Genomic DNA, 25,982 nt, shown 5'->3' on the forward strand with positions numbered 1-25,982 from the left:
TGGATTTTACAATTTTATCCTTTCACAGGCACTTTTGATCCGTCCGATCGTTTCCTCCTTGCCAATTAGCTCAAAGATTTCAAATAAATCGGGACCACTGCTTCCTCCGACCAGCGCCAAACGGATTGGAACCATCACTGCTCCAAATCCCCATTCTTTGGCGGTCATAAATGCCGAAAAGGTTTCTTTTATAGCCTCGGCTTTCCAGTCTGTAATGGTTCCGAAAAGCGCTGAAATAGATTCCAGTTTTTCGTTGGTGTCGGCTTTCCATTTCGACTTCACGGTCTTTTCGTCGTAGCTTTCCGGAGCCTGAAAGAAGAAATGCGATTGCGCCCAAATGTCTTTTACAAATTCGCAGCGTTCCTTAATCAGGCCTACAATGCGTTCGAGTTTTTGTGGATCGGGATCAATACCTTTTTCTTTCAATTCGGGTAAAACCAACGCAGCCAGCTCGGCAGCCGATTTCAGCTGCAGGTAATGACGGTTGAACCATTTGGCTTTCTCCGGATCGAATCGTGCTCCCGATTTAACCACTCGAGTTAAGTCGAAACTTTCGATTAATTCGTCGATCGAGAAAAATTCCTGTTCAGTTCCAGAATTCCACCCCAAAAGGGCCAGCATATTGACAAAAGCTTCAGGGAAATAACCATCTTCACGGTAACCCCGGTACGATTCGCCTGTTTCCTGATTATTCCAAAGCAATGGAAAAACCGGGAATCCCATTTTATCGCCATCGCGTTTGCTCAGTTTTCCTTTCCCTTCAGGTTTCAGGATTAACGGAAGGTGCGAGAAGCGCGGACGGTTTTCTGAAATACCCAACGATTCGTACAATAATACATGCAGAGGCATCGACGAAAGCCATTCTTCGCCACGGATGACATGAGTAATGTTCATCAAATAATCATCGACCACATTGGCTAAATGGTAGGTTGGCATTCCGTCGGACTTAAACAAAACCTTGTCATCAAGCTGATTGGTATTAAACGACACACGACCGCGAATCAAATCTTCCTCAACAATATCGCGGGTTTCAGGCATTTTGAACCGGATGACATAGTGTTCTCCATTGTTCAATCTGGCCTGAACTTCTTCCGAAGAAAGGGTGAGCGAATTTTTTAAGCTGTTGCGGGTATGCAAATCGTACGAAAAAACCTGCTTGTCGGCTTCAGCCTGTTTCCGGAGTTCGTCCAATTCTTCAGCAGTATCAAACGAATAATATGCATTTCCATTTTCAATCAGTTGATCGGCATATTTTTTATAGATCGGTTTACGTTCGCTCTGACGGTACGGCCCCAAATCGCCACCAAAACCAACACCTTCGTCAGGTACCAAACCACACCATTTCAGCGATTCAATGATATAATCTTCGGCTCCGGGTACGTATCTATTTTGATCAGTATCTTCGATGCGTAACAGGAAATCGCCGCCATGCTTCTTTGCAAATAAATAATTGAATAAGGCTGTCCTTACTCCGCCCATGTGAAGCGGACCTGTCGGACTTGGGGCAAAACGTACCCTCACTCTTCTTTCCATGATTTTGCTAATTAAATTTTCGCCACAAAGATAATATTTCTGAAGGGAGAGAATCGCTTTTAGCTTGACCGCTGACAAAAAATCGGATTATTGACATCCGGGAACCGATCATTTAAATGTTATTAACATGATTTTTAACAAGCTTACTGAAAAATGATTTGCAGATAGCCATATATCCATATCTTTGCGCTCTCAATTTTTTCATTAATTATCTATAAGTTATCGAATGAAACGTTTTTTAGCAATTGTCGCATTCATTCAGGTTATTCTGCCTGGAATGGTAAAAGCTGACGAGGGGATGTGGTTACCAGCTTTGATTAACAAGCTGAACATAAACCAAATGAGTAAAGAGGGATGTTCGCTTAAAGCTGAAGATATCTACAGCATTAACCATTCAAGTTTGAAAGATGCGGTGGTTGCATTGGATCATGGGTCGTGTACCGCCGAATTGATTTCGGATGAAGGTCTTTTGCTGACCAACCACCACTGCGGCTTTGATGAAATTCAGGAACACAGTTCTGTTGATCACGATTATCTGCAAAACGGATTCTGGGCGAAAACAAAAGAAGAAGAACTGCCCAATGTAGGCAAAACAGCTTCATTTCTAATTCGTTTTGAAGACGTTTCAGAAAAAGTTTTATCGCAGTTAAACGACCAGATGAGCACCGACGACCGGAACAAAAAAGTTCGTGAAGTGTCGAATGAAATTGAAAAAGAAGCCACTGGCGATACTCATTACGAGGCTCGTGTTCAGGCTTTGTATAACGAAAATCGCTACTACCTGTTTGTTTATGAAACTTTCCGCGATATTCGTCTGGTAGGGGCTCCACCACAATCAATGGGTAAATTCGGTGGCGATACCGACAACTGGATGTGGCCACGTCATACTGCCGACTTTAGCATGTTCCGTATTTACTGCGGAAAAGATGGAAAACCGGCATCGTATTCGAAGGACAATGTTCCCTACAAACCTAAATACTACTTGCCAATCTCGCTGAAAGGATACAAGATGGGCGATTTTGCCATGATTCTGGGCTATCCGGGAAGCACCAACCGATACAAAACTTCGTACGGAATTGAATATACCATGAATATTACCAATCCGATCCGAATTAAAGTGCGTGAAGAAAAACAACGCATCATGCAGGAATTTATGAACACTTCGCGAAAAGCAAGAATTATGTATTCGGCCAAATATGCCCGTAGTGCAAATTATTATAAATACAGTATCGGACAAAACCAGGGACTTAAGCGGTTGAACGTTCTGGAAAAGAAACGGCAACTGGAAGATCAGTTTACAAAATGGGTAAATGCCGACGAGCAACGCAAAGCCAAATATGGCGAAGCGCTCAGGCTGATCGCTAATTCGTACAAAAATATAGAAGACGAAAAAGCCTTCGAGTACATGGTTGAATCTATGGTTCGCGGACCTGAAATTTTTTATTTTGCGTACCGTACACGTCCATTGTATGATGCTTTAAAGTCGGATAAAAACTCAGAACACGTCAGCTTGGCGAGCGAACGGGTAAGAAGTGGACTCGATGAATTTTTCAAAGATTACGATTCGGAAACTGACCAGAAAATAGCGGCTGCACTTTTTAAAATTTACGATGAAAACGTTGCACCACAATATCACCCACCATTCTTTAAAACAGTAAAACTAAAATACGGCAACGACTTCGAAAAATACACCAAGGAATTGTATGCCAAATCAATTTTCGGAAGTCAGGAAAGATTGGTTCGTTTCTTCGAAGCGCCAAAAGCTAAGGTACTTGAAAAAGATCCGCTCTTTCAGGCCTCATTAGAGATCTTCAGGATGATGGGATTAATTGGCGACGAAACCGGTAAAACGACGGAAGCACTCGAAAGAGGAAATCGTTTGTTTGTTGGTGGACTGATGGAAATGGAAGCCGACAAAAATTTCTACCCGGATGCCAATTCAAGCATGCGGTTAACATACGGAACAGTAGGCGACTACATTCCACGCGATGCTGTGAAGTATAACTATTTTACCACACTGAAAGGCTATATTGAAAAAGAAATCCCGGGAGACGATGAGTTTGATGTACCGGCTAAGCTAAAAGAACTTTATTACGCCAAAGATTACGGTCGCTATGCCGACGCTGACGGAAATCTACGAACTTGCTTCATGACCAACAACGACATCACTGGCGGAAACTCCGGAAGCCCGGTAATCAATGGAAAAGGCGAATTGATCGGAATTGCTTTCGATGGCAACTGGGAAGCGATGAGCGGCGACATCGCTTTCGAGAACGATTTGCAGAAATGTATCAATGTCGACATCCGTTTTGTACTGTGGACCATCGATAAAATGGGCGGCGCTCAAAACCTGATTGACGAAATGACAATCGCGAACTAATAATATATTTTTATTATACCTGAAAGACCCGTATTTTTGCGGGTCTTTTGCTTTATAGCATAAGTCAAGTTAACTTCTTCGGTGGCTTAGCTTGTCGAAGCCGAACTTTAAAATTTAAACGTTGAACATTACAATCTATACCGATGGTGCTGCAAAAGGGAATCCGGGTCCGGGAGGATACGGAACGGTTCTGCTTTCAGGACAATTCCGGAAAGAATTATCTGAAGGATTTGAACTGACCACCAATAACCGGATGGAATTGCTGGCTGTAATTGTTGGTCTGGAGGCTTTGAAAATCGAAAATTCTGTGGTTACAATCTATTCCGACTCGAAATACGTGGTTGATGCGGTTGAAAAAGGTTGGATCTGGAATTGGGTGAAGATTCGGTTCAAAGGCAAGAAGAATCAAGATCTCTGGCTCCGTTTCCTGAAAATATACCCCAAACATCAGGTGAAATTTGTTTGGGTAAAAGGGCATGCCAACATTCCGGAGAACGAACGCTGCGATCAACTGGCAGTTGCCGCTTCGATGCAACCCCGATTAAAGAAAGACAACGGATATTTAGCCAGCCTCTGATCCAACTCAAGGTAATTCGAAGCAAATCACTATTTTTACCGTTTCAAATGAAAACTGAATGAACGCCCTTTATAACCTTTCGATATTTTTCTATTCCATTCTGATTAGACTGTCAGCCCCATTCAACATCAAGGCCGGGCAAATCAGCAAAGGGCGCAAACTGACATTTGCCGACCTTCAGTCCAAAATTAAACACGACAAACCAATAGCATGGGTACATTGCGCCTCGCTGGGCGAATTCGAGCAGGGACGGCCAATTATTGAAGCCATTCGCAAGCAACATCCCGAATACCGGATTCTATTGACATTCTTTTCACCTTCAGGATATGAAATCAGGAAAAACTATGATCTGGCCGACTACATTTGCTACCTGCCAGCCGACACCAAAAAAAATGCAGAACGCCTGATTGAATTGGTTCGCCCTGAGGTTGTATTCTTTGTCAAATATGAATTCTGGTTCCACTACATCAACGAATTAAAGAAACGAAATATTCCACTTTACCTGGTTTCAGCCATTTTCCGCGAAAACCAATTGTTCTTCAAAAATACACTTTGGGGCAAATGGTATCGAAAAATGCTTTTCAGTTTTGAACAATTCTTTGTTCAGGACGATCAATCGGTCAGATTGCTGCATGGAGTCGGCATCAAGAATGTGACCAAAGCCGGAGATACCCGGTTTGATCGCGTGGCCGAAATTGCCCGAAACGGCAAAAACATTCCTCTGGTTGAAAAACTGAAAGGTAACAGCTTGTTGGTGGTTGCAGGAAGCACCTGGAAACCCGACGAGGAATTGCTGATTCAGTATATTCATAGCCATCCGGAAACCAAATTCGTTATTGCGCCACACGAAACGAAGAAGGCAAATGTAGAAAGGTTGATAAGTCTGTTGAAAACTCCGGTTATTTGTTATACAGAAGCCACTGAAGAATCGGTTATGAACAAACAGGTTTTGATTGTTGATACCATTGGAATTTTATCGTCAATTTATAAATATGCCGATTTAGCTTATATTGGCGGTGGATTTGGGGTTGGAATACATAATACACTAGAAGCAGCCATTTTTGGGATGCCAATCGTATTTGGCCCCAATTACCTCAAGTTTAATGAAGCGACAAGCATGGTAAAATTAGGCATCGCCTTTCCTGTAACCGATTCCACGTCGTTGAACTTAATTTTCGATCAATTACTATCCGACAACCAAAAGAGAAATTGGATTGCCAGAGAATGTACTGGTTTTACAAACCATAATCTAGGCGCTACGCAAATTATCTTAAACAAAGTTTTCAACAGGTAATAACTTTTCGGGGTTGATATCGCCGGTCAGGAAATAATATCCTTCAAACAACTTACATTCAGTTCATTTCCTGAAAAATACAAACTCTCCGTTCGAATTTCAATTAATATTTTTGTAAACTTTTTGTAACAACAAAATTGTTAATATATTGATTTGCTGAATACTAACATTGCGAAGTTGATAACTTCTGTAATTTTTTACAAAAATCGTATTCATTTTTTTAAACTTCCGTCTTATATTGCATACAGCAAAAACAACACAGTGTGAATGCAAACTTCTTCACGCTAACAACCGATTATCTATTATTAAAGCTCAAATTTTTTTGATTATGACATTTAAAAACGTGGCAGTCGAGCCCCAAACTGAAAAAAAAACGTACTCCCAGGACGAAGCCTACGAAGCCTCGCTGATCTATTTTAAGGGAGATGACCTCGCTGCAAGAGTCTGGGTAAATAAGTATGCTTTGAAAGACTCCTTCGGATATCTGTACGAAAACACTCCGGACGATATGCACAGAAGACTCGCTTCAGAAATTGCAAGAATCGAAAAGAACTACGAAAATCCGATGTCAGAAGATGAGATCTTTGCACTTCTGAAAGATTTTAAATACATCGTTCCACAGGGGGGACCGATGACTGGAATTGGAAACGATTATCAAATCGCGTCCCTATCGAACTGCTTCGTTATTGGAAACGAAGGTCATTCCGATTCGTATGGTGGTATCATGAAGGTTGACCAGGAGCAGGTTCAACTGATGAAACGTCGTGGTGGTGTTGGTCACGATCTTTCACACATCCGCCCCAAAGGATCTCCGGTTAAAAACTCGGCTTTAACTTCAACCGGTATTGTTCCCTTCATGGAACGCTATTCAAACTCGACCCGCGAAGTAGCACAGGATGGTCGCCGTGGCGCACTCATGCTTTCAGTTTCCATTAAACATCCTGATGCCGAATCGTTCATCGATGCCAAACTGGAACAGGGAAAAGTTACAGGGGCTAACGTTTCGGTTAAAATACACGACGATTTTATGCAGTCGGTTGAAGCTGGTGAGAAATACATGACTCAATATCCGACTGATGCCAAGATTCCGAAATACACCAAAGAAATTGATGCCGACGGCCTTTGGAAAAAGATTGTTCACAATGCGTGGAAATCAGCCGAGCCAGGAATCCTTTTCTGGGATACCATTATCAAGGAATCAGTTCCGGATTGCTATGCCGACTTGGGATATAAAACTGTATCGACTAATCCTTGTGGCGAAATTCCACTTTGTCCATACGATAGCTGCCGTTTGATTGCTGTAAATTTATATTCATACGTTGAGAATCCTTTTACACCACAAGCTCGCTTTAATTTTGATTTGTTCAAGAAACATGTTCAGGTTGCCCAGCGCATGATGGACGACATCATTGACCTTGAACTTGAAAAAATCAACGGAATTATTGGCAAAATCGATTCCGATCCTGAAGATCAGGAAATCAAAAATATCGAACGGTCGATGTGGCTGAAAATCCAGACCAAAGCCAAAGAAGGCCGTCGTACCGGAGTTGGTATTACTGCTGAAGGTGATATGCTAGCTGCTCTTGGCTTGCGTTACGGAAGCGACGATGCCACCGATTTCAGCGAAGAGATCCACAAAACAGTTGCATTGGAAGCTTACCGCTCTTCAGTGATCATGGCCAAAGAACGTGGCGCTTTTAAAATTTACAATGCCGATCGCGAAAAGAACAACCCAATGATTAAACGGTTGCGCACTGCCGACGAGCAATTGTATCAGGATATGGTGAAATATGGCCGCCGGAATATTGCATTGCTGACTATTGCTCCTACCGGAACGACCAGCTTGATGACACAGACTACTTCAGGAATTGAACCTGTATTTATGCCGGTTTACAAACGTCGCCGGAAAGTAAATCCAAACGATAAAAATGTAAAAGTCGATTTTGTTGACGAAGTTGGCGATTCATGGGAAGAATACGTGGTTTTCCACCATAAATTTAAAGATTGGATGACAATCAACGGTTTTGAACTGAAGAAGAATTATCCGGAAGCTGATCTGGATGCAATGATTGCTAAATCGCCTTATTACAAAGCAACTTCGAACGATGTTGACTGGATGAACAAGGTTCGCATGCAAGGAAAAATCCAGAAATGGGTCGACCATTCCATCAGCGTAACCATTAACTTACCAGCCGATGCTGATGAAGAACTGGTTGGCAGATTATACTTCGAAGCCTGGAAAAGCGGCTGCAAGGGTGTGACTGTTTATCGCGACGGATCACGTTCAGGAGTTTTAATTTCGAATAAAAAGGAAGAGGAAGTTGAAGAAAAACCGGACAGCATCTTCCCAACAAAACGACCGATCGAACTGGAAGCCGACGTCGTTCGTTTCCAAAATTCGAAAGACAAATGGGTAGCTTTCATTGGAACCATCGACGGACGTCCGTACGAAATTTTCACAGGGCTTTCTGACGATGAGGATGGAATTCTGTTACCACGTTCGGTTGTCAGCGGAAAAATCATCAAGAATGTGAATCCTGACGGAACTAAACGTTACGATTTCCAATACACCAACAAACAAGGATACCGGACGACCATCGAAGGACTGTCGTACAAATTCAACCCTGTATTCTGGAACTACGCGAAACTGATTTCGGGAGTTTTGCGTCACGGAATGCCAATCCACAAAGTGGTTAACACCGTTACCAGCTTGCAATTCGACAACGACACCATCAACAGTTGGAAAGCTGGTGTTGCCCGCGCCCTGAAAAAATATGTTCCGGACGGAACTGTTGCAGAAGGCGCCATTTGCGGCGAATGCGGATCGAAAAACGTAGTTTATCAGGAAGGCTGCTTGATTTGCCCCGACTGCGGAACATCCAAATGCGGATAATACCATCAAATCCAATAAATTATATGAGGCTGTCCTGCAAAGGCAGCCTCTTTCGTTTGATTTAAAATGTTCAGAGTATCGCTTAAAATAGCCGGTATACTATGCCCAAATCAAAACGGGAAACAGTTGCAAAATAATATTGGTGTCCGTTTAAAAATCCGAGATTCTTCGCTCCGCTCAGAATGACAGTCATTTACAGACAGATGGAGTTAGGTAGGGTAGGTTTGCGGCTTCGCCGCAAACCTACCCTACCTAACTCATGCAACTCGTTGATTGTCATTTCGAACGAAGTGAGAAATCTCAACCTAACAAGCATTGATCTGATTTTGGCGGACAACAGTTGCAAAATAACTATGTATGCATAAAATGTAATACATTTGGTGCTGCTGAGTAAGGAGTCAGCAGACAGATCAAACCAACTGACCCTCTAAATCAATTTATAGACACTTACTTTTAAAACCTTAAACAATGAGAATTTTGAATTTAGCTTTTACACTTTTTGCAGTATTATTTCTGGCAGGTTTTTCCAACGCTCAGGACTGGGCCAATACTTCACGCTTTAAAGACGCCAATGCAAAACTGCCAACCCCTTCGTCTGGTGAAAATCGGGTTGTTTTTATGGGTAATTCCATTACCGAAGGTTGGATAAATACAGATCCTGACTTTTTTGCAGGGAAAGCCTATGTAAATCGAGGTATTAGCGGACAAACCACACCGCAAATGCTGGTTCGGTTCCGACCCGATGTGATTAATTTGAAGCCGGCCGTTGTTGTGATTTTGGCAGGAACAAACGATATCGCCGGCAATACCGGTCCCTCAACTCTCGAAATGATTTTGGACAACCTGGTTTCAATGGCCGAACTTGCCAAAGCCAACAACATAAAAGTGGTACTCAGTTCGGTTTTACCGGCTTTCGATTATCCCTGGAAACCGGGACTGGAACCCGCTCCAAAGATCGTCAAGCTCAACGAAATGATAAAGACCTATGCTGAAAAGAATAACATCGTTTACCTGGATTATTTTTCATCGACAGTTGACGAACGCAACGGCCTGAAAAAAGAATTGTCTGGAGATGGAGTTCACCCCAACATGGCTGGATATAAAATAATGGAACCCCTGGCAGAAGCCGCAATTAAGAAAGCTTTGAGCCAGAAATAGATTGGATAGCAAACCACGACTGGCGCGGTTTTGCAAACCGTGGCTTATAAAACACAATACCCCCGGTTGCACGTTAGCGGCAACGAGGGGTATTGTACGCTCAGTTCACAAACAGCCTTCGGCCAATGCTATTCTGCCTTTGGGGTTTTAGCAGCCTTGGCCGAATCGTCAACCTCGAAGCCCCATTCGGCTAGGCGTTTGGGGTTTTTCTGGTTCAGGGCTTTAAGCAGGTTACGGCTCGCTGTTACAGCCTCTTTGATTGCAGGCGTGTAAAGGTCGCGTTCGCGGTAAGCCTGTTCCATCCGGCTCTTGTAGTCTTCGGCCTCCTTTTGCTTGGCTAAAGCCTGTTCGATGGTTGGGCCTACCACCGCCCACGATATGCCATCAAGGCTCGTTAGTGGCGAAGCTTCTCCAACCTCCTGATGTTTCTGGTAAACTTTTGATGCAAGTGTGAGCATCTCTTCCACATTCTGGGAAATAACAATTCTTCCGGTTGTTCTGGCCATAATCACATCTGTTTTAATTGGTTAATAGCTAAATTTAATGCTTTTTTATTATACTTACAAGCAATTAAGTAATTGAATTACAGGAATTGTATTGGCAATAATGCCGTTATGAAAGGTTATAATGCCAAATTCAATAGGTATAATGCCGTTATGAATATGAAAATGCCGTTGTGAATAGATATAACGGCGTTATGAATAGTAATAATGCCATTATGAGTATTAATAATGGCGTTATAACGATCCATGGATCGATCTTGCTGGCGCGGTCTTGTAAGCTGTGCCCGATACCATCCAAGTACTGAGTTGTTTGAAACAAAAGAAGGTCCATCCCTTTTTTAGAAAGATGGAACCCAGTAGCAGCAAGAAAGGCTTATCGTTTAACGACCAGCTTGCCGCTGATTACGTCCTTACCAATTATTGCTCGCACAATGTAAACGCCATCTTTCCAACCCGAAGTGCTGAGCGTTTGTCTGTTGCTCTTTATCTTTTGTACTTTGGATTTCATAGTTTGCATGGCATCATAAACTTCAAGATCCCATTCGGTTTCCTTCATGGCTTTTTCAGTAGAGGTGCTAACAAGCTCAATTGTAGCCTCAGTGGTAATTGGGTTGGGCGAAATGGACAGGTAATAGCCGTTCGAAACATTCACATAGGTTATTACATAATCACTCCATCCACAGCTGTTATGCGCCCTGGCAACTACCTGGTAAGTTCCCGAATTGGCAAACGACATACTTGCATAGCGTCCATCGGGATAAATTGTCACCCCGGATGATGGACTTGTTGTCCAAAAATAACTATCAGGATAACTGTTCAATGAAAGTTGGGCTGTAAATGATGCGGGCTGGTTTACATTTACGCTAGAAGGTCCCGAAATATATGTAATTACAGGTAAACCTGCCCAAACCGTTTTTGCCGGTAAGGTAACATTGCCACAATTTGAAGTTAAAATTGCCTGAATTGTTCCTGGTCCATTCCCTGTGGCTGTAAATGATTTTGGGTTCCCGGTTTGGTGATCGAACGTGACATTGCCGCTGCATGTCCAGCTAACAGTAGCTCCTTGATCATTGGTTACTGTAAAAGTTGCGCCAGAAGAGCAGGCGACGAAAGGGCCATCGACAAAATTATATGTTCCCGGATTTCCATAAATACTTCTTATTCCATTTATATCATCCTGATCTAGGTACCTATGCGATCCTGAATAATATGCATACATCAGTGCAGAAGATACCGAGGAGTGTTGTAACCCGAGAGAATGGCCAATTTCATGTGCCGCTATTGTTATTAAGTCAATAGGTTGATCCGAACCAGTTCTTGTATCCAAAGTCCACGTTTCTGCATCATCAAAATGTACATCTCCAGCAAAATTACCATTTGGTGGAGGAAAGAAGCTATGAGCAAGAACACTATTTGCACCATCAAACGGGTAACCATCCCCATGATCTCCTACACCCCACCTGAAAATTATATCGGCATGGACTGAATCACATACTTCCAGAAACCTAATATCGGTTTGATTCCGCCAAAGCTCCATGGCTGTTCGTATCGCAGTTCTTTCCTCAGTTCCGGTAATATCGGTTGTACCGTTGCTAAACCAATAAGTAAGAATTCGATGATTCCAACTATTCCCTTGGATGGCATAATCTGGAGCAATACTTGTTTTCTTATTTATTATGATAGGACCATCATCAATCAAAATTTGAGTATAGGCTGACGCTGATAAGAATAATAAAGTCAAGAAGATAAAATATTTTTCATGTGCTCTAGTTATTAAGGTTAGAAATTTCAGTGATATCAATATAAAACATTTCTTGCCCTCCTATTTGAGGTTTTGGTAACTTGTCATTTGTGAATAACTTTCCATCAATCTTTATTTTTAGATTGACTTTTTTAAACTCTTTGGCAAGTTCACATGGATACAAAGTGATAATTTCATCAATCGTTCCTTCTACATATATATTGATAATGTATTGTTTGTTGATCTCGTCGAATCCAATAGTACCTGTGGCATCATTTAATGTTTTAATGGTCTCATATGGTTCATTGCAAACATTACTAATGCTATCTTTCTCTTCAACACAACTAAATGCCATATTTCCAATGAATACATATAGCAGAAACGCTATCATTCTTAATTTTCTCAAAGGAATATCCGTTTTAAAATTTTTAGTTTTCATATTTTAATTGCTAAGTATAAGTTAAGAAATTACTTCTTTTTTATGTGAGTAATTCAGGGGGTGGAGACCGTTCCATGTTTTTGGTTTTTAAGATAGTTGGCAATGACTAATCATATACTATTGATTCTAAAAACTCTTGGCCTGCGCAGTTTTGTAATCTGTGACTCATCCGCGCTAGCGGGGGCTAAAAGCTGAGTTGATTGGAACAAAGGTTCCATCCCTTTTTTAGAAAGATGGAATCCTGTAGCAGCAAGAAAGCCCTATCGTTTGACCACCAGCTTGCCGCTGATTACGTCCTTACCAATTATTGCTCGCACAATGTAAACGCCATCTTTCCAACCCGAAGTGCTGAGCGTTTGTCTGTTGCTCTTTATCTTTTGTACTTTGGATTTCATAGTTTGCATGGCATCATAAACTTCAAGGTCCCATTCTGTTTCCTTCATGGCTTTTTCAGTAGAGGTGCTAACAAGCTCAATTGTAGCCTCAGTGGTAATTGGGTTGGGCGAAATGGACAGGTAATAGCCGTTCGAAACATTCACATAGGTTATCACATAATCACTCCATCCACAGCTATTCTGTGCTCGGGCCACTACCTGATAGGTGCCCAAATTGGCAAACGACATACTTGCATATCGTCCATCGGGATAAATAGTTACCCCAGATGATGGACTTGTTGTCCAATAATAATTTGTAGGAGAACTATCAAAAGAAAGTTGGGCTGTAAATGATGCGGGCTGGTTTACATTTACGCTAGAAGGTCCCGAAATATATGTAATTACGGGAGCCCCAACCCAAATTATATTCTTGGTAGGAAGTAAGACCGTGGTGCCACATGCAGTTGCAGTTACATTTGCTTTAATCCAGCCAGCCCCAGTTCCAATGGCTGTGAATGTTTTTGGGGTGCCGGGTTGATTATCAAAACTTAAATTAGAACTGCACTGCCATGTCACTGAACACCCATTGGCGACATTGTCAACTTTAAATTGTGTTCCGGAAGAGCATACTATCGGATCTCCCGTAATTGTTGTCGAAGGCGGAACCATATACGACGTAACGGGTAAACTCGATGTTTTAGAATCATTGCATCCGGTCATTGTTACCTTAACGTCACCCGTTCCACAGCCGGTCGTTACATCTATATAATTCTCGTTACTGCTACCGCCCCAACCTAGAGGTAATTGCCATAAATAGGAAACTCCAGGATACGATGGAACCTCATACCGAACAGTCGAATTATAAGCTACACTATTTTCTCCGCTAATATAAAAGTTATTTAGATTTCTTGTAATTTGTAAAGAAACGGTTGGTCCATATTGAGAATAAGCTTTAGGTCTTACACTTATTGTAGTCGTAGTAGCTGACGATGGTGGAATTACATTTATCGAAGATGCACTAACAAATGTCCCTGTTTGACCTCCTGTGGTTTGCCATCCTGAAGGTAAAGTCCATTCAAAGTGACTGGTAATTGTTTCTCCTTGATCAATGCCATTTGTTGCGGAATTGATATATGAATTTAGTGAAATTGAAACAGGGGATGTAGCGTGACAGGGTATGTTAAGTGTACTTCCTGAACTGAAAGAAGGAGCTGGCATATTTAATGTTAACGGGCCAATAACCCTATCAGTCCAATCACTCCAATGATTTAATATACCTCCATAAAATGCACCTATCACTATTGTATTTGCGTTGGCTTCTATATTCTTCCACTGAACATGCAGGTTATCAGAACCAAGAGTTGTATTATTTTGTAATACGTAAGCATTTTCTGGCAATGACCATGTTCCAATATATCCACTTGATAACGTAAAATAACAATTTACTTGCGTTTTTTGATAATTAGCCGTAGTACCCCAATTTACATTAATGGTGGCACCTAATGAATTTAAGCATAGAAGTAAGGCCAAAAAAGAAATAATATTAGATTTTTTCATTTCATGCAATATTTAATGATGATTCTTTTTAATTCTACTCCATATATCATATGCTATATATATATCATATGTTTTATTGAAAGTTCTATTTGACGAAGGATCACCAGTGACTAAATCTGCCACCCCATTTTCTAAGCATATCCCAAGTTGTAGTGCTTTAATTTTCACTCCGATTCCCAAAATTATTCCATAATCCAGTCGTTTAATCGCTTCGCCAGTATTTCCCCAAGCTATTTTCTGCCACGAGTTGTTAGTTCCGTCAGTGTTCTCTGATGAAAAATAACGGGCAAACAATCCATGCGCAATATAGCCGCCTACATCTCCGGAAATAGTTATGTTGTGAAAAGTAAAAGATGTTTTCAATGTAATAGGAAGATCAATATAAGCAATGTTTATTTTTGATAAAGACTTTGTACCATTGGTTTCTTTGTTAGTTTCTCTAAGTCCCTTTGTTGAATATAGTAATCCAGTTTCAAGTGAAAAGAGTTTATTCATTTTTAAATCAAAGACGGGTCCAAAATGATAGCCTAATTTTAGCTCTGAATTTTTGTTAGTGACCTTCCCTTCCCATTTTGTTGGCATTTGCGAAAGATTAAATCCCCCACGGATACTGATTTCTTGAGCAGAACAGATATAGCCACCAGCCAAGAATAGGATAAAAAAAATTATTTTCTTAAGTACATTCATATATTCTGTTTTTAATTGATTAAGTGCTGATTTTTATCTTCTTTGGGTAAACCAAAGGTAAAGGGAGGCTTCTCGGTGGAGATCGTTCCATATTTTTGATTTTTAGGGTGATTAGTAATTACTAATCATATACTATTGATTCAAAAAAGCCGAAAAAGGTTGCTTTGGGTTGTGCGTGTTTGGTAACATAAAAATACAGGAGAGAAAATTTTGGTTTTGTCGCCCCAATAGCTTATATATCTTATACTTGTTTTTAAGGATGTTGTGCGGTTAGCGCGAATTTGTAATTCGCGCCAGCAGGAAGGCTGAGTTCGAAAGAGTTCAGCCTCTTTTGTCATAATTACACCAATCATCCAACAGTTCCACGGAAAATACTTTAGCAAACTAATCTTTTAAAAAGGATAGATGCCATCAACCATTCGCAGATACAAACGTTAATTAGCGTATGATTACACAACGAGATAAGAATTAGAGAGTGCTATTTAACATCCCAGATCTATGACAGACTCGACTTTCAAATATGAACTTTTCTTTGAATTATCGCCGGATTTGCTTTGCATTGCAGGATACGATGGATATTTTAAAAAAGTAAACGCTGCAGTTTCAAACCTACTGGGCTATACGATGGAGGAATTGTATGCAAGGCCAATCAATGATTTTGTACACTGTGCCGACAAGCGCGCTACACAACAAGCGCGTCTTGAATTGGCCAAATCAAAACCACTTTTCAATTTTGAAAACAGATACGTAAAAAAGAGTGGCGAAATTATTTGGCTTTCGTGGACCTCGTTACCGGTAGATAGCGACCATCTGGTTTTTGCCATAGCCAAAGACATTACTCACATCAAACAATTGGAGGCTGACAGAAGTGCATTACTTACCAATCTGACAAATACCAATGAAGACCTGAAGCAACTAACATATACAACCTCGCACGATTTAAGATCACCTGTCAATAATTTACTGGCAGTGCTTGATCTGCTCGACATTTCGAAAATAAAGGACGAAGAAGCCACCGAATTGATCAACATTGTAAAACTATCAGGAGAATACTTAAAGGAAACGCTCGATAATTATGTTGACGCCTTAAGTGAGAAACACCAAAATCTGGCCAGTATTGAGGAAGTGGATCTGAATAAAAGCCTGGATAATGTGCTTAAATCGGTTCATTCATTAATCGAAACTTCAAAAACAACCATTCATACCGATTTTTCAAAACTGGGTAAAATTAAGTTTAACAAAGCTTACATGGAAAGCGTATTTTTAAACTTAATTACCAATTCAATAAAATATGCTAGACCAGACTGTTGGCCGGTGATATCCATTGTATCGGGAAAAGAGAATGGATGGGATCAGTTGATTTTTGCCGATAATGGACTTGGCTTTGATATGGAGAAAGTGAAAGACAAAATTTTCGGATTGCATCAAAAGTTTCACAACTTTAAAGACAGCAAAGGCATTGGTCTTTACCTGGTTCACAACCACATTACAAGTTTATCAGGCAAAATTAGTGTAGAAAGCAAAGTTAACGAAGGCGCTAAATTTATCATGTCCTTCAAGCCGTAACCATTAGTTCTTTCTGATTCTCATCAGAGCCTGGTAAAAAATCAATTTTATTTTGTTTTCTGTCCAATTCCATTATCTTGTTTAGGCAGTTATGATTATCTGGCTGTCAATCAAAACAAGCAGAAAATGATTTCGGAAAGTAGCCTTGAAAAACTAAAAATATTGGCCGGAGCAGCCAAATACGATGTTTCGTGTGCGTCGAGCGGAACGAAGCGTGGCAATACGCAGGGAGGGATTGGCAATGCCACAGCCTGGGGCATTTGCCATAGTTTTGCCGAAGATGGACGCTGCATTTCGCTCCTGAAAATCATGCTCAGCAATTACTGCATTTACGATTGCGCCTATTGCTACAACCGCAAAAGCAACGACATTCCGCGCACTTCGTTTACTCCTGATGAAATCGCCAATTTGACCATCGAATTTTACCGCCGAAATTACATCGAAGGGCTTTTCTTAAGTTCCGGAGTTTTGCGAAATCCGGATCACACCATGGAGCAGATGGTTTCGGTGGTTAAAAAACTGAGAACAGAACAACGGTACAATGGCTATATCCACATGAAAACCATTCCAGGTGCGAGCCAGCAATTGGTTACTGAAGCCGGGCGCTGGGCAGACCGGTTGAGCGTCAACATTGAAATTCCGACTGAGAACAACCTGAAAATATTGGCACCTGACAAGGATTTCAAAAGTGTTTTGGAACCCATGAAAATGATTTCGACAGGTATTCTGGAGTCGAAAGAAGAGCGAAAAAACCACCGGAATGCACCACTTTTCAGTCCTTCCGGCCAAAGCACACAACTGATCATCGGAGCAACCAACGACACCGATCACACCATTCTGAAACTGTCATCAGCTTTATATACCCGGCGCGACCTGAAGCGTGTCTATTATTCCGGATATATTCCTGTAAACAGCTACGACAATCGACTTCCTGCGCTTTCAGCTCCCCCACTCCGCCGCGAACACCGATTGTATCAGGCCGATTGGCTGATGCGATTCTACGGTTTCCGTAGCGATGAGATTGTGAATACTGAAAATCCTAACCTCGATCTGGACCTCGACCCCAAAGTAAACTGGGCGTTGCGCAATCCACACCTGTTCCCGGTTGATATCAACACCGCCGATCCGATGATGTTGCTTAGGGTTCCTGGAATCGGAACCCATTCTATTCAACTGATTCTGATGGCAAGAAAACACCAAAGACTGAATTCAGCACACCTAAAAAAAATGGGTGTCGTAATGAAACGTGCGCAGTTCTTTATCACCTGCAACGAACTGCGGTCGCAAAACGTTCAGGATTTAAAACCTGAAATCGTTCGCCAGCTTTTGCTCGACAAAAAGTCGTTGGGGAGTGATGCGTCCGTTCAATTGAAATTGTTTTACCCGATGACGCCTGCGCTGAGATAAAAAACGTTGCGAGATGCGGGATGCGGGTTTCGAGTTGGCTAGTCGCATTCCGCATCACGTAACCCGTAACATGCAACCCGTAACAAAAAAAATGACTATCTACTCTTTCGACAATACCTTTGAAGGACTGCTAACTTTGGTTTTCGAATGCTACAGCAGGAAACAGTTTCCCGATGAAATCCTTTCAGGGGAAGGAAGCCAGAGCGTTTTGTTTGGTTCAACCTCCAACATTGTGACCGACGACCGGAAAGCCGAACGTGTTTGGAATGGCATTATTTCACGCTCCTCTGAAGACAATGCGCACCGGATTTACCGGGTTTTTCTGTCAGGATTGCCCGATGCTCCTTTATTGCTGGTAAAATACATCCGGCTGATTATTGATTCGACCAAAAATGAAGAAACCAATTTTTCGTTGCCTGTTGTTGTTGAAGTAAACAAATTGCACCAGAAAGTTTGCCGCGAAGCACAACGAATACACATGTTTACGCGGTTTCAGAAAACGATTGAGGGTAGCTATTACGCTTCGTATGCTCCAATGTACGACGTTCTTCCACTGTGCATTCCGCATTTTAGCGACCGCTTTGCCGACCAGCACTGGATTATTTACGACCTGAAACGCAACTATGGATTTTTGTACGACATGAAAACTGTTTCGCGCGTAGTTTTTGACGACCTGAAAGTGAATCCGCAAAACGGCCAGTTGCACGCTTCACTTCTGGCTGAGGACGAGAAGCTATTCCAACGGTTATGGAAGCAATATTTCAAGAGCATTTGCATCGAAGAGCGCAGAAACGACAAAGTTCACCGGCAACATTTGCCAAAACGATTCTGGAAATACCTTCCGGAGAAGTTATAAATTATGAGTTATAAGTTAATCATTACTGACCGACTAAAGCGATGTGGAGCGAAGAATCTAAAACGAGTAGATTGATATAGTCGGTCAGCAATTTAAATTAATAGAATTCAGGCGCTAAAAGGGCTGTTTGGCGACAATGTTTGTTCAGAATATTCTCAAGGATTTCCTGGGTTAAATCGGGGAAACGAATCTGAAGAGCTTTTGAATTTTGAATCCAATCATTCAGTTCCAGACCTGAATTGGTGAAATGATCCAATACTTTTATGCCCATCGATTTCAGGAAAGCTGCATTGCAATATTGCTCGTATTGCTTTTTCATTGGAATGACGCATAACTTTTTGCCCAGATATATCGCTTCGGCCGGGCCTTCAAAACCTGCAGTGCTCAGTAGTCCGGTGCAACTCAGAAAACTTTCAGTAAACTCATTGAGCGAAACTGGCTGGAAATGAATATTCCCAACAGTATATCTGGTTTTTGAATGTTTGGAAAAAACCTGCCATTCGGTACCTGGAATGCTGGACAAAACATCCTGAATCTGCTGATCGCTGTAGGCCGGCAAGTATACCGTGTAATGTGGTTTAGAGGTAGATTCGGCATTTCGGATGTCGTGACGAATGACAGGAGGGAAAATATGAGGAGAGAAGGATTTAAAATTGAATCCATATTTATAGTTCGCCGGAGCATAATGCTTCAATATCAATTTTCCAACCCACTCCTTAAATTCCGGCTTGGGTGCTGATGGGTGTAATACAGCATTCTGATGACTTAACCCAATACAATCTTTGTTGTGGAGGCGGCATGCCCAGGCCGATACTGGCTCAAAATCGCTGATCACCAAATCGTATTGGTTAACCTGAAGATTTCTGATATCTTTAAAAAACTGCATGATTTGCATCTTTTTGGCAGTTTGCCAGATATCGACGCCTCCGTTTTGTCCGACGATAAAACTCAATCCTGAAAACTGATAATCTATCCCGAAAGGGACGCTCAAATCGGCCTGAGTGCCGCTGACCAAAACATCAGTATCAGCCATTGATTTCAGGATGGGTACAATTTCGGTAGCCCTTGCAAGATGGCCGTTTCCTGTTCCTTGTATGGCGTATAGAATTTTCATCTTTTATTGATGATTTATTATTGAATTCTTCAAAAGAATGCAGCGACAGCCAATTCTTCTACAATCGACTTATACAGTTGCTTTTTATCCGGAATGAAAAGTTCATCATTAGGAGATTCAGCATCTTCTTCGCCCTCATCTGAATAGAAATAATTCAAACTCCACTCACCCTCAACACACTCAGCAGCAGAAAAGTGTTCTACCCAGTCGCCACAGTTGATGTACCGAACCGAACCTTTTTCGGTGTTGATGCTCTTGTCAACCGGAATATGCGTGTGACCACAAATTACCAAATCGACACCTTTGCCGATGGCCGCATTGGCAATGGCTTTCTCGAAGTTGGTTAACACCGAACTCCGCTTTGCAATCCGATCCTTCATCGATTTATACAGGATCATTTCCTTTCCGCCAATCAACTTCAGGAAGACATTGATGAATTTATTGAAAATGGTAAGAAACCCGTATGCAGCAGCGCCCAATTTGGCCAACCATGGCGAATGATGAATGATGTGATCGAAAACATCGCCATGAAAAATCCATGTTTTTTGTCCGTCAACATCCAATTCGAGTTGATTGACAATGCTAAAATTCCCCAATTCGGTATTGTTGAACTTGCGGAACACATCGTCGTGATTACCTGTGATGTAAACAACCCGAACTCCTTTTTCAACCATTTTTAATAACTGGCGGATGACCTTCATGTGCGGCTTTGGAAAATAATTCCGACTGAAACGCCAGGAATCAATGATATCGCCATTCAAAACCAGAGTTTTGGGATGAATCGACTTTAAATATTTGAGCAGGGGCTTGGCTTTGCTGGCGTGAGTTGCCAAATGGAAATCGGAAATAACTGAAATATCTATTTTTCGAATAGCTTCCTGCATATAGCATTGGAATTGATAACTGTATGCAAGTAGAAATTATTTCATTACAGGAAGATTAAAGGATAATAAATGTTTGATTAAAGAAAAAAGATACTTTAATTTATGCCAATAGTCCCAAAAGGAGTTTAACATTGCGCTACAATTTAGTTCCGCTCTCACCCGATTTACTGAATCAAAATCCCCACAAACGGTTCTTTTAAAACATTATTCAGCTATCTTGCAGAAAATTTATACGGCACCAACTCCATAAATTGATTAAGAATGACAAGTGATTTTTTTAATCAAATAGCTCACCAATTTGAACGGCCTTTTCAAAACCCCGTCCTGATTTTTGCTGTCATCCTTTTTATTATCCTGCTTTCTCCGATATTACTCCGGAAATTAAAAATACCGGGAATCATTGGATTAATTATTTCAGGAGTATTTATCGGGCCTCATGGATTAAAAATACTTGAACAAGATTCAGCGGTAAAACTCTTTTCAACCATTGGCTTATTGTACATCATGTTTATTGCCGGGTTGGAACTCGATTTAAAAGAATTTGAACGAAATAAAAACAAAAGTTTGGTCTTCGGATTTTTAACTTTTATGATTCCCCTTGTAATCGGCTTTCCGGTTTGCTATTATTTTCTCGATTATAGCATTACAGCAAGTCTGCTAATTTCAAGTATGTTTTCAACCCACACCATGGTTTCGTACCCCATCGTGAGCAAATTTGGCATATCAAAAAACGAAGCTGTAGCAATTACTGTCGGAGGAACAATACTTTCAGACACCACCGTATTAATACTTCTGGCAATCATTAAAGGCTCGAACAGCGGGAATTTAAGTCTTTCATTCTGGATACAACTGCTAACCTCATTGGCAATCTTTACTGGAATTATGTTTTATGTTATTCCAAAAATTACGGCATGGTTCTTTCAGAAATTGGAAAGCGAAAAGACATCGCATTACATATTCGTGCTATCAGTTGTATTTTTTGCCGCATTCCTGGCTGAGATTGCTGGCATTGAACCCATAATCGGAGCATTTATTGCCGGATTGGCATTAAATAAACTGATCCCATATTCTTCGGCGCTGATGAACCGAATTGATTTTATAGGGAATGCCATTTTTATCCCCTTTTTCCTGATTAGTGTTGGGATGCTGGTAGATACAAGCATTCTGTTAAAGGGCTCAACAGCAATTATTATAGTTGTAACCCTATCAATTGTAGCCCTACTCGGAAAATGGATTGCAGCATGGGTTACCAGTGTCATTTTCAAATACTCGGCCGATCAGCGAAAACTCATTTTCGGGTTGAGTAGTTCGCGTGCTGCTGCTGCACTTGCGGTAATTATGGTAGGTTTCCAAACAAAAATAATTGGGGAATATGCGCTAAATGGCACAATTATTCTGATTCTAATTTCCTGTTTGATTGCAAGCCTTGTCACTGAAAATGCTTCGCGACGGATACTTACCTCGGAAAAAGATGAGCCACTTCATAATAACCTAAGCTGGGAAGATGAGCACATTATGATGCCGATTGCCAATTTAAACAATATGGAATTATTACTTGAACTGGCAGTTTTCATCCGGAACAAAAAATCAAGCAATCCGATTACAATTCTTTCGGTAGTGCCAAATAATGAAGAAGCCGAGAAAAACCTCCAAAAGGCCAGAAAAAATTTAGAGTCGTTGGTGAAAATAGCTTCGGCAAACGAAACGAAGGTAAATATTATTGCCACCATCGATCATAATATTGCTGGAGGGATAATCCGTAGCTCGCGTGAAATCATGTCGGATACAATTATGATTGGTTGGCCACAAAAAACAAAACTAATTGAGCGTTTTATTGAAACAAAAATATCGCTGATTATTTCCCGAACCAGTAAAGCCATATACATTTGTCACTTCGAACATTCGCTGATTGGTCACAAACGACTGGTTGTTGTTTGTCCTCCTTTAGGCGAATTGGAACATGGATTTGAAATTTGGCTAACGAGAATTTCAAAGTTATCGAAAGAATTAAGCATTAACATTTTCTGTTACTGCAATGAAAAATCGAAATCAGAAATTGTTGAACATTTGAAAAAGCTCAAAATAAATGTCGCCATTTCTTTCTCAAAAGAATTTGACCTGCCAAATTTAGATCTTCTCAGTAAGTATATTTTGCCTGAAGATTTGCTGATTTATATAGCAGCTCGTAAAACTTCAGTTTCACACGATAATTGTATGGAAAGCATTCAGGAAAAGCTTGAAAAACAATTTGCTTCAACCAGCAAAATTGTCATTTATCCACGAACTTACCATGTTGACAGCAAGTACAATGAATATGGCGACATTAATCCTGATTCAATCAACCAAGGACTCGAACGGGTGCAGAAAATTGGTAAAGATTTGGGCAACTTACTGAAGCGAGACCACAAAGGATAATAGTAAAGGCCTTCGTTTCCGAAGGCCTTATGGGTTTAAACTGATCCCCACCGAATGGGGAAACTACTTTGAAAAACTAAACCGGGCAACTAAGCAACTCTCATTGCAAAGGCATTGGTCAAGATGTCAGGATACATTTCCCTGAAATTATCGAAACACCATTCTTTTAAATGACCAATTTCTGATTCACTCACCCAGTTAATACACTTTGCCAGTTCTTTCCGGAATAATTCGCGGCTAAAACTAACCTTTGGTAAAATAACTTTAGCGTACTCTAACATTGTTGTTGTTTTTTGTGTTTCTGTAATTGTTTCCTAAAAATAACGAATTTTCACCAGTCCTAAGTATGTCCAAAATCAGCATTAACAGAGTTTAACATCGTTTACATGCATCCTTGCAAATAAGATACTGAGGTACAAGCCCATATCATTTAAAACTCATATTCTGTTTCAAAACATCTTTGATGACATAATTCTCGAACACAAAACAACAGCTTTCAAATTACGATTTCGTTGCAATGGTATTAATAAAACCTGAAACTTTTTGCTCGATTGTATTGTGTCCTTCCATCGCTTTTACAAATGCTGAACCAATGATTGCACCACTGGCATATTGGCAGGCATTCCTGAAAGTTTCGGCATTTGAAATCCCAAATCCAATCAGGCGCGGATTCTTCAATGCCATCGAATTTACCCGTTCAAAATATTGTTTCTGAAAGTTGGACACACTGGCTTTAGCCCCGGTGGTTGAATTGCTCGAAACCATGTAAATAAACCCGGTTGATACCTCATCGATTTTGCGAAGCCGCTCGTCCGAAGTTTGAGGTGTAATCAGGAATATATTGTGCAGGTTATTGGCTTCAAAAACAGGCTTGAATTCTGTTTCATAAACATCCAATGGTAAATCGGGAATAATTAATCCATCGATTCCAATTTCATTGCATTTTTTGCAAAAGGCCTCCAATCCATATTGAAGCACCGGGTTGATATACCCCATCAGGATAAGCGGAATTTCAACTGATTTACGGATGTCTTTCAATTGGTCGAACAGTTTCCGAATGCTCATTCCGTTCTGTAAGGCAACTAAACTACTGTGCTGAATGACCGGTCCATCGGCCACCGGATCAGAAAAAGGCATCCCAATTTCAATCAGGTCAACTCCATTCTTAACCAACTCCTGAATAACAGGAACGGTATCTTCCAGATTAGGATATCCGGCAGTAAAATACACCGAGAGTACCTGTTCTTTTTTCTCCTGAAATAGCTTATTTATTCTGTTGTTCATGATTTTAAATTGAAGCCCCCTATATCCCCCGAAGGGGGACTTTATGGTGCGTATTAATATTGTTTGTTGCTTAGAAAATCTGGCATTGCCCCTTTTTAAGTCCTCCCCTTCGGGGAGGGTTTGGGAGGGGCCTTTTAATATCCAAAATGTTTTAAGTACGTTTCCATGTCTTTGTCTCCTCTTCCGGAGATATTAACCACGGTAGCTTCTTCAGGTTTCATCTGAATTTTCTTTAATGCGGCCAATGCGTGTGCCGATTCCAATGCCGGAATGATTCCTTCCAATTGTGTCAGTTCAAGTGCAGCATCCAATACTTCGGCATCGGTTGCCCACAAGTATTCGGCTCGCTTTGTCTTGAACAAATTGGCGTGCATCGGACCAATTCCGGGGTAATCCAGTCCGGCAGAAATTGAGTATGGTTCAGTAATCTGTCCATCGTCGGTCTGCATCAGGATGGAGCGCGAACTGTGCAAAACTCCGGGCGAACCCAAAGTCAGCGTCGCAGCAGTTTCCGGAGTATCAACGCCCAATCCTGCCGCTTCAACACCAATTAGTTTCACGTTTTCCTGATCGAGAAAATGATAAAATGCCCCGGCAGCATTGCTTCCTCCACCCACACAGGCAATTACGCGATCCGGATTTTCTTTTCCGGTTTGCTCTTCCAACTGCCAGCGAATTTCTTCAGAAATCACCGACTGAAACCGCGCCACCATATCGGGGTAAGGATGCGGTCCCACAACCGAACCAATGATGTAATGAGTGTCAACCGGGTTATTGATCCAGTCGCGCATCGCTTCGTTGGTAGCATCCTTCAGGGTTTGGTTACCACTCAGGGCCGGAATAACCTCGGCTCCCAGCATCTTCATTTTTTTTACATTCGGCGCCTGACGTTCCACATCAACAGCACCCATGTAAACAATACATTTTAGTCCCATCAACGCACAAACCGTGGCCGTTGCCAATCCATGCTGACCAGCGCCTGTTTCGGCAATGATGCGGTGTTTGCCTAATTTTTTGGCCACCAAAATCTGACCAATGGTATTGTTTATCTTGTGCGAGCCGGTGTGGTTCAAATCTTCGCGCTTCAGATAAATATTAGTTTGGTATTTTTCTGAAAGCCGTTTGGCGTAGTACAATGGTGACGGTCGCCCTACGTAGTTTTTGAGCAATCCTATAAATTCCTGCCTGAAGTCGTACGAATTGATAATTTCGAGGTAATTCAGACGTAATTCTTCAATGTTTGGCACCATCATTTCGGGAATGTATGCCCCGCCAAATTCGCCATAATAACCTTTTTGATTCACTTGATAATTCATATTC

20 protein-coding genes are annotated in these 25,982 nt (G+C 41.3%); 9 read left to right on the top strand and 11 right to left on the bottom strand.

The window, feature by feature from the left end:
* Positions 1–6: 6 nt before the first annotated feature.
* Positions 7–1,533 carry a glutamate--tRNA ligase gene (gene gltX, locus AQPE_RS06620; RefSeq protein WP_318350268.1) on the bottom strand — a complete coding sequence of 509 codons (1,527 nt, stop codon included), beginning with the start codon at positions 1,531–1,533 and terminating at the stop codon, positions 7–9.
* 226 nt (positions 1,534–1,759) lie between these two features.
* On the opposite strand from gltX, the gene AQPE_RS06625 reads away from it, so the two are divergent.
* The 5 genes from AQPE_RS06625 to AQPE_RS06645 all read left to right on the top strand — a co-directional run bounded on the left by AQPE_RS06625 (position 1,760) and on the right by AQPE_RS06645 (position 9,835).
* A complete protein-coding gene (locus AQPE_RS06625) occupies positions 1,760–3,913 on the top strand; it encodes a S46 family peptidase (protein WP_318350269.1) in 2,154 nt (717 codons plus the stop codon).
* Between the two features lie 121 nt (positions 3,914–4,034).
* Positions 4,035–4,490, top strand: coding sequence for a ribonuclease HI (rnhA, locus tag AQPE_RS06630; protein WP_318350270.1), 456 nt, complete (start codon positions 4,035–4,037; stop codon positions 4,488–4,490).
* Positions 4,491–4,548: 58 nt separating this feature from the next.
* Positions 4,549–5,784 carry a 3-deoxy-D-manno-octulosonic acid transferase gene (locus tag AQPE_RS06635; protein ID WP_318350271.1) on the top strand — a complete coding sequence of 412 codons (1,236 nt, stop codon included), beginning with the start codon at positions 4,549–4,551 and terminating at the stop codon, positions 5,782–5,784.
* A 328-nt stretch (positions 5,785–6,112) separates the two neighbouring features.
* Positions 6,113–8,677 carry an adenosylcobalamin-dependent ribonucleoside-diphosphate reductase gene (locus AQPE_RS06640; RefSeq protein ID WP_318350272.1) on the top strand — a complete coding sequence of 855 codons (2,565 nt, stop codon included), beginning with the start codon at positions 6,113–6,115 and terminating at the stop codon, positions 8,675–8,677.
* Between the two features lie 468 nt (positions 8,678–9,145).
* Complete coding sequence (locus AQPE_RS06645) at positions 9,146–9,835, top strand: SGNH/GDSL hydrolase family protein (RefSeq protein ID WP_318350273.1); 690 nt, start codon at positions 9,146–9,148, stop codon at positions 9,833–9,835.
* 128 nt (positions 9,836–9,963) lie between these two features.
* Here the strand turns inward: AQPE_RS06645 and AQPE_RS06650 are convergent, their stop codons facing one another.
* From AQPE_RS06650 to AQPE_RS06670, 5 genes are all read right to left on the bottom strand, one after another.
* Entirely contained in the window at positions 9,964–10,341 is a 378-nt protein-coding gene (locus AQPE_RS06650; protein ID WP_318350274.1) for a hypothetical protein, read from the bottom strand.
* A gap of 370 nt (positions 10,342–10,711) precedes the next feature.
* Positions 10,712–12,079 (bottom strand): matrixin family metalloprotease, encoded by a 1,368-nt coding sequence (locus tag AQPE_RS06655; RefSeq protein ID WP_318350275.1) that lies wholly within the window; start codon positions 12,077–12,079, stop codon positions 10,712–10,714.
* 25 nt (positions 12,080–12,104) lie between these two features.
* The gene (locus AQPE_RS06660; RefSeq protein ID WP_318350276.1) at positions 12,105–12,518 is read right to left on the bottom strand and encodes a hypothetical protein; all 414 of its coding nucleotides are present in this window, start codon (positions 12,516–12,518) and stop codon (positions 12,105–12,107) included.
* Positions 12,519–12,778: 260 nt separating this feature from the next.
* Positions 12,779–14,422 (bottom strand): T9SS type A sorting domain-containing protein, encoded by a 1,644-nt coding sequence (locus AQPE_RS06665; RefSeq protein ID WP_318350277.1) that lies wholly within the window; start codon positions 14,420–14,422, stop codon positions 12,779–12,781.
* Between the two features lie 39 nt (positions 14,423–14,461).
* Positions 14,462–15,136 (bottom strand): porin family protein, encoded by a 675-nt coding sequence (locus AQPE_RS06670; protein ID WP_318350278.1) that lies wholly within the window; start codon positions 15,134–15,136, stop codon positions 14,462–14,464.
* A 498-nt stretch (positions 15,137–15,634) separates the two neighbouring features.
* Here AQPE_RS06670 and AQPE_RS06675 point away from each other — a divergent pair, with 498 nt between their 5' ends.
* The 3 genes from AQPE_RS06675 (at position 15,635) to AQPE_RS06685 (ending at position 18,965) form a co-directional block, all read left to right on the top strand.
* Complete coding sequence (locus AQPE_RS06675; RefSeq protein WP_318350279.1) at positions 15,635–16,702, top strand: PAS domain-containing sensor histidine kinase; 1,068 nt, start codon at positions 15,635–15,637, stop codon at positions 16,700–16,702.
* A 126-nt stretch (positions 16,703–16,828) separates the two neighbouring features.
* On the top strand, positions 16,829–18,109 hold the full coding sequence (locus tag AQPE_RS06680) for a putative DNA modification/repair radical SAM protein (protein ID WP_318350280.1): 1,281 nt from the start codon (positions 16,829–16,831) through the stop codon (positions 18,107–18,109).
* Between the two features lie 91 nt (positions 18,110–18,200).
* Positions 18,201–18,965 carry a TIGR03915 family putative DNA repair protein gene (locus AQPE_RS06685; protein ID WP_318350281.1) on the top strand — a complete coding sequence of 255 codons (765 nt, stop codon included), beginning with the start codon at positions 18,201–18,203 and terminating at the stop codon, positions 18,963–18,965.
* 97 nt (positions 18,966–19,062) lie between these two features.
* Here the strand turns inward: AQPE_RS06685 and AQPE_RS06690 are convergent, their stop codons facing one another.
* Together AQPE_RS06690 and AQPE_RS06695 are read right to left on the bottom strand one after the other, a co-directional pair.
* Entirely contained in the window at positions 19,063–20,079 is a 1,017-nt protein-coding gene (locus tag AQPE_RS06690) for a glycosyltransferase family protein (protein WP_318350282.1), read from the bottom strand.
* 29 nt (positions 20,080–20,108) lie between these two features.
* Positions 20,109–20,963, bottom strand: a complete 855-nt coding sequence (locus AQPE_RS06695) for a UDP-2,3-diacylglucosamine diphosphatase (protein WP_318350283.1) — start codon at positions 20,961–20,963, stop codon at positions 20,109–20,111.
* A 261-nt stretch (positions 20,964–21,224) separates the two neighbouring features.
* On the opposite strand from AQPE_RS06695, the gene AQPE_RS06700 reads away from it, so the two are divergent.
* A complete protein-coding gene (locus AQPE_RS06700) occupies positions 21,225–23,378 on the top strand; it encodes a cation:proton antiporter (RefSeq protein WP_318350284.1) in 2,154 nt (717 codons plus the stop codon).
* An 89-nt stretch (positions 23,379–23,467) separates the two neighbouring features.
* Here AQPE_RS06700 and AQPE_RS06705 read toward each other — a convergent pair whose 3' ends face one another.
* The 3 genes from AQPE_RS06705 to trpB form a co-directional block, all read right to left on the bottom strand.
* On the bottom strand, positions 23,468–23,659 hold the full coding sequence (locus tag AQPE_RS06705) for a hypothetical protein (RefSeq protein ID WP_318350285.1): 192 nt from the start codon (positions 23,657–23,659) through the stop codon (positions 23,468–23,470).
* Positions 23,660–23,879: 220 nt separating this feature from the next.
* Positions 23,880–24,662: a tryptophan synthase subunit alpha gene (trpA, locus tag AQPE_RS06710; RefSeq protein WP_318350286.1), complete on the bottom strand. Its 783-nt coding sequence runs from the start codon at positions 24,660–24,662 to the stop codon at positions 23,880–23,882.
* A gap of 134 nt (positions 24,663–24,796) precedes the next feature.
* Positions 24,797–25,978: a tryptophan synthase subunit beta gene (trpB, locus tag AQPE_RS06715; protein WP_318350287.1), complete on the bottom strand. Its 1,182-nt coding sequence runs from the start codon at positions 25,976–25,978 to the stop codon at positions 24,797–24,799.
* Between the last annotated feature and the right edge of the window lie 4 nt (positions 25,979–25,982).

The sequence above is a fragment of the Aquipluma nitroreducens genome, from assembly GCF_009689585.1.
Taxonomy (GTDB): domain Bacteria; phylum Bacteroidota; class Bacteroidia; order Bacteroidales; family Prolixibacteraceae; genus Aquipluma; species Aquipluma nitroreducens.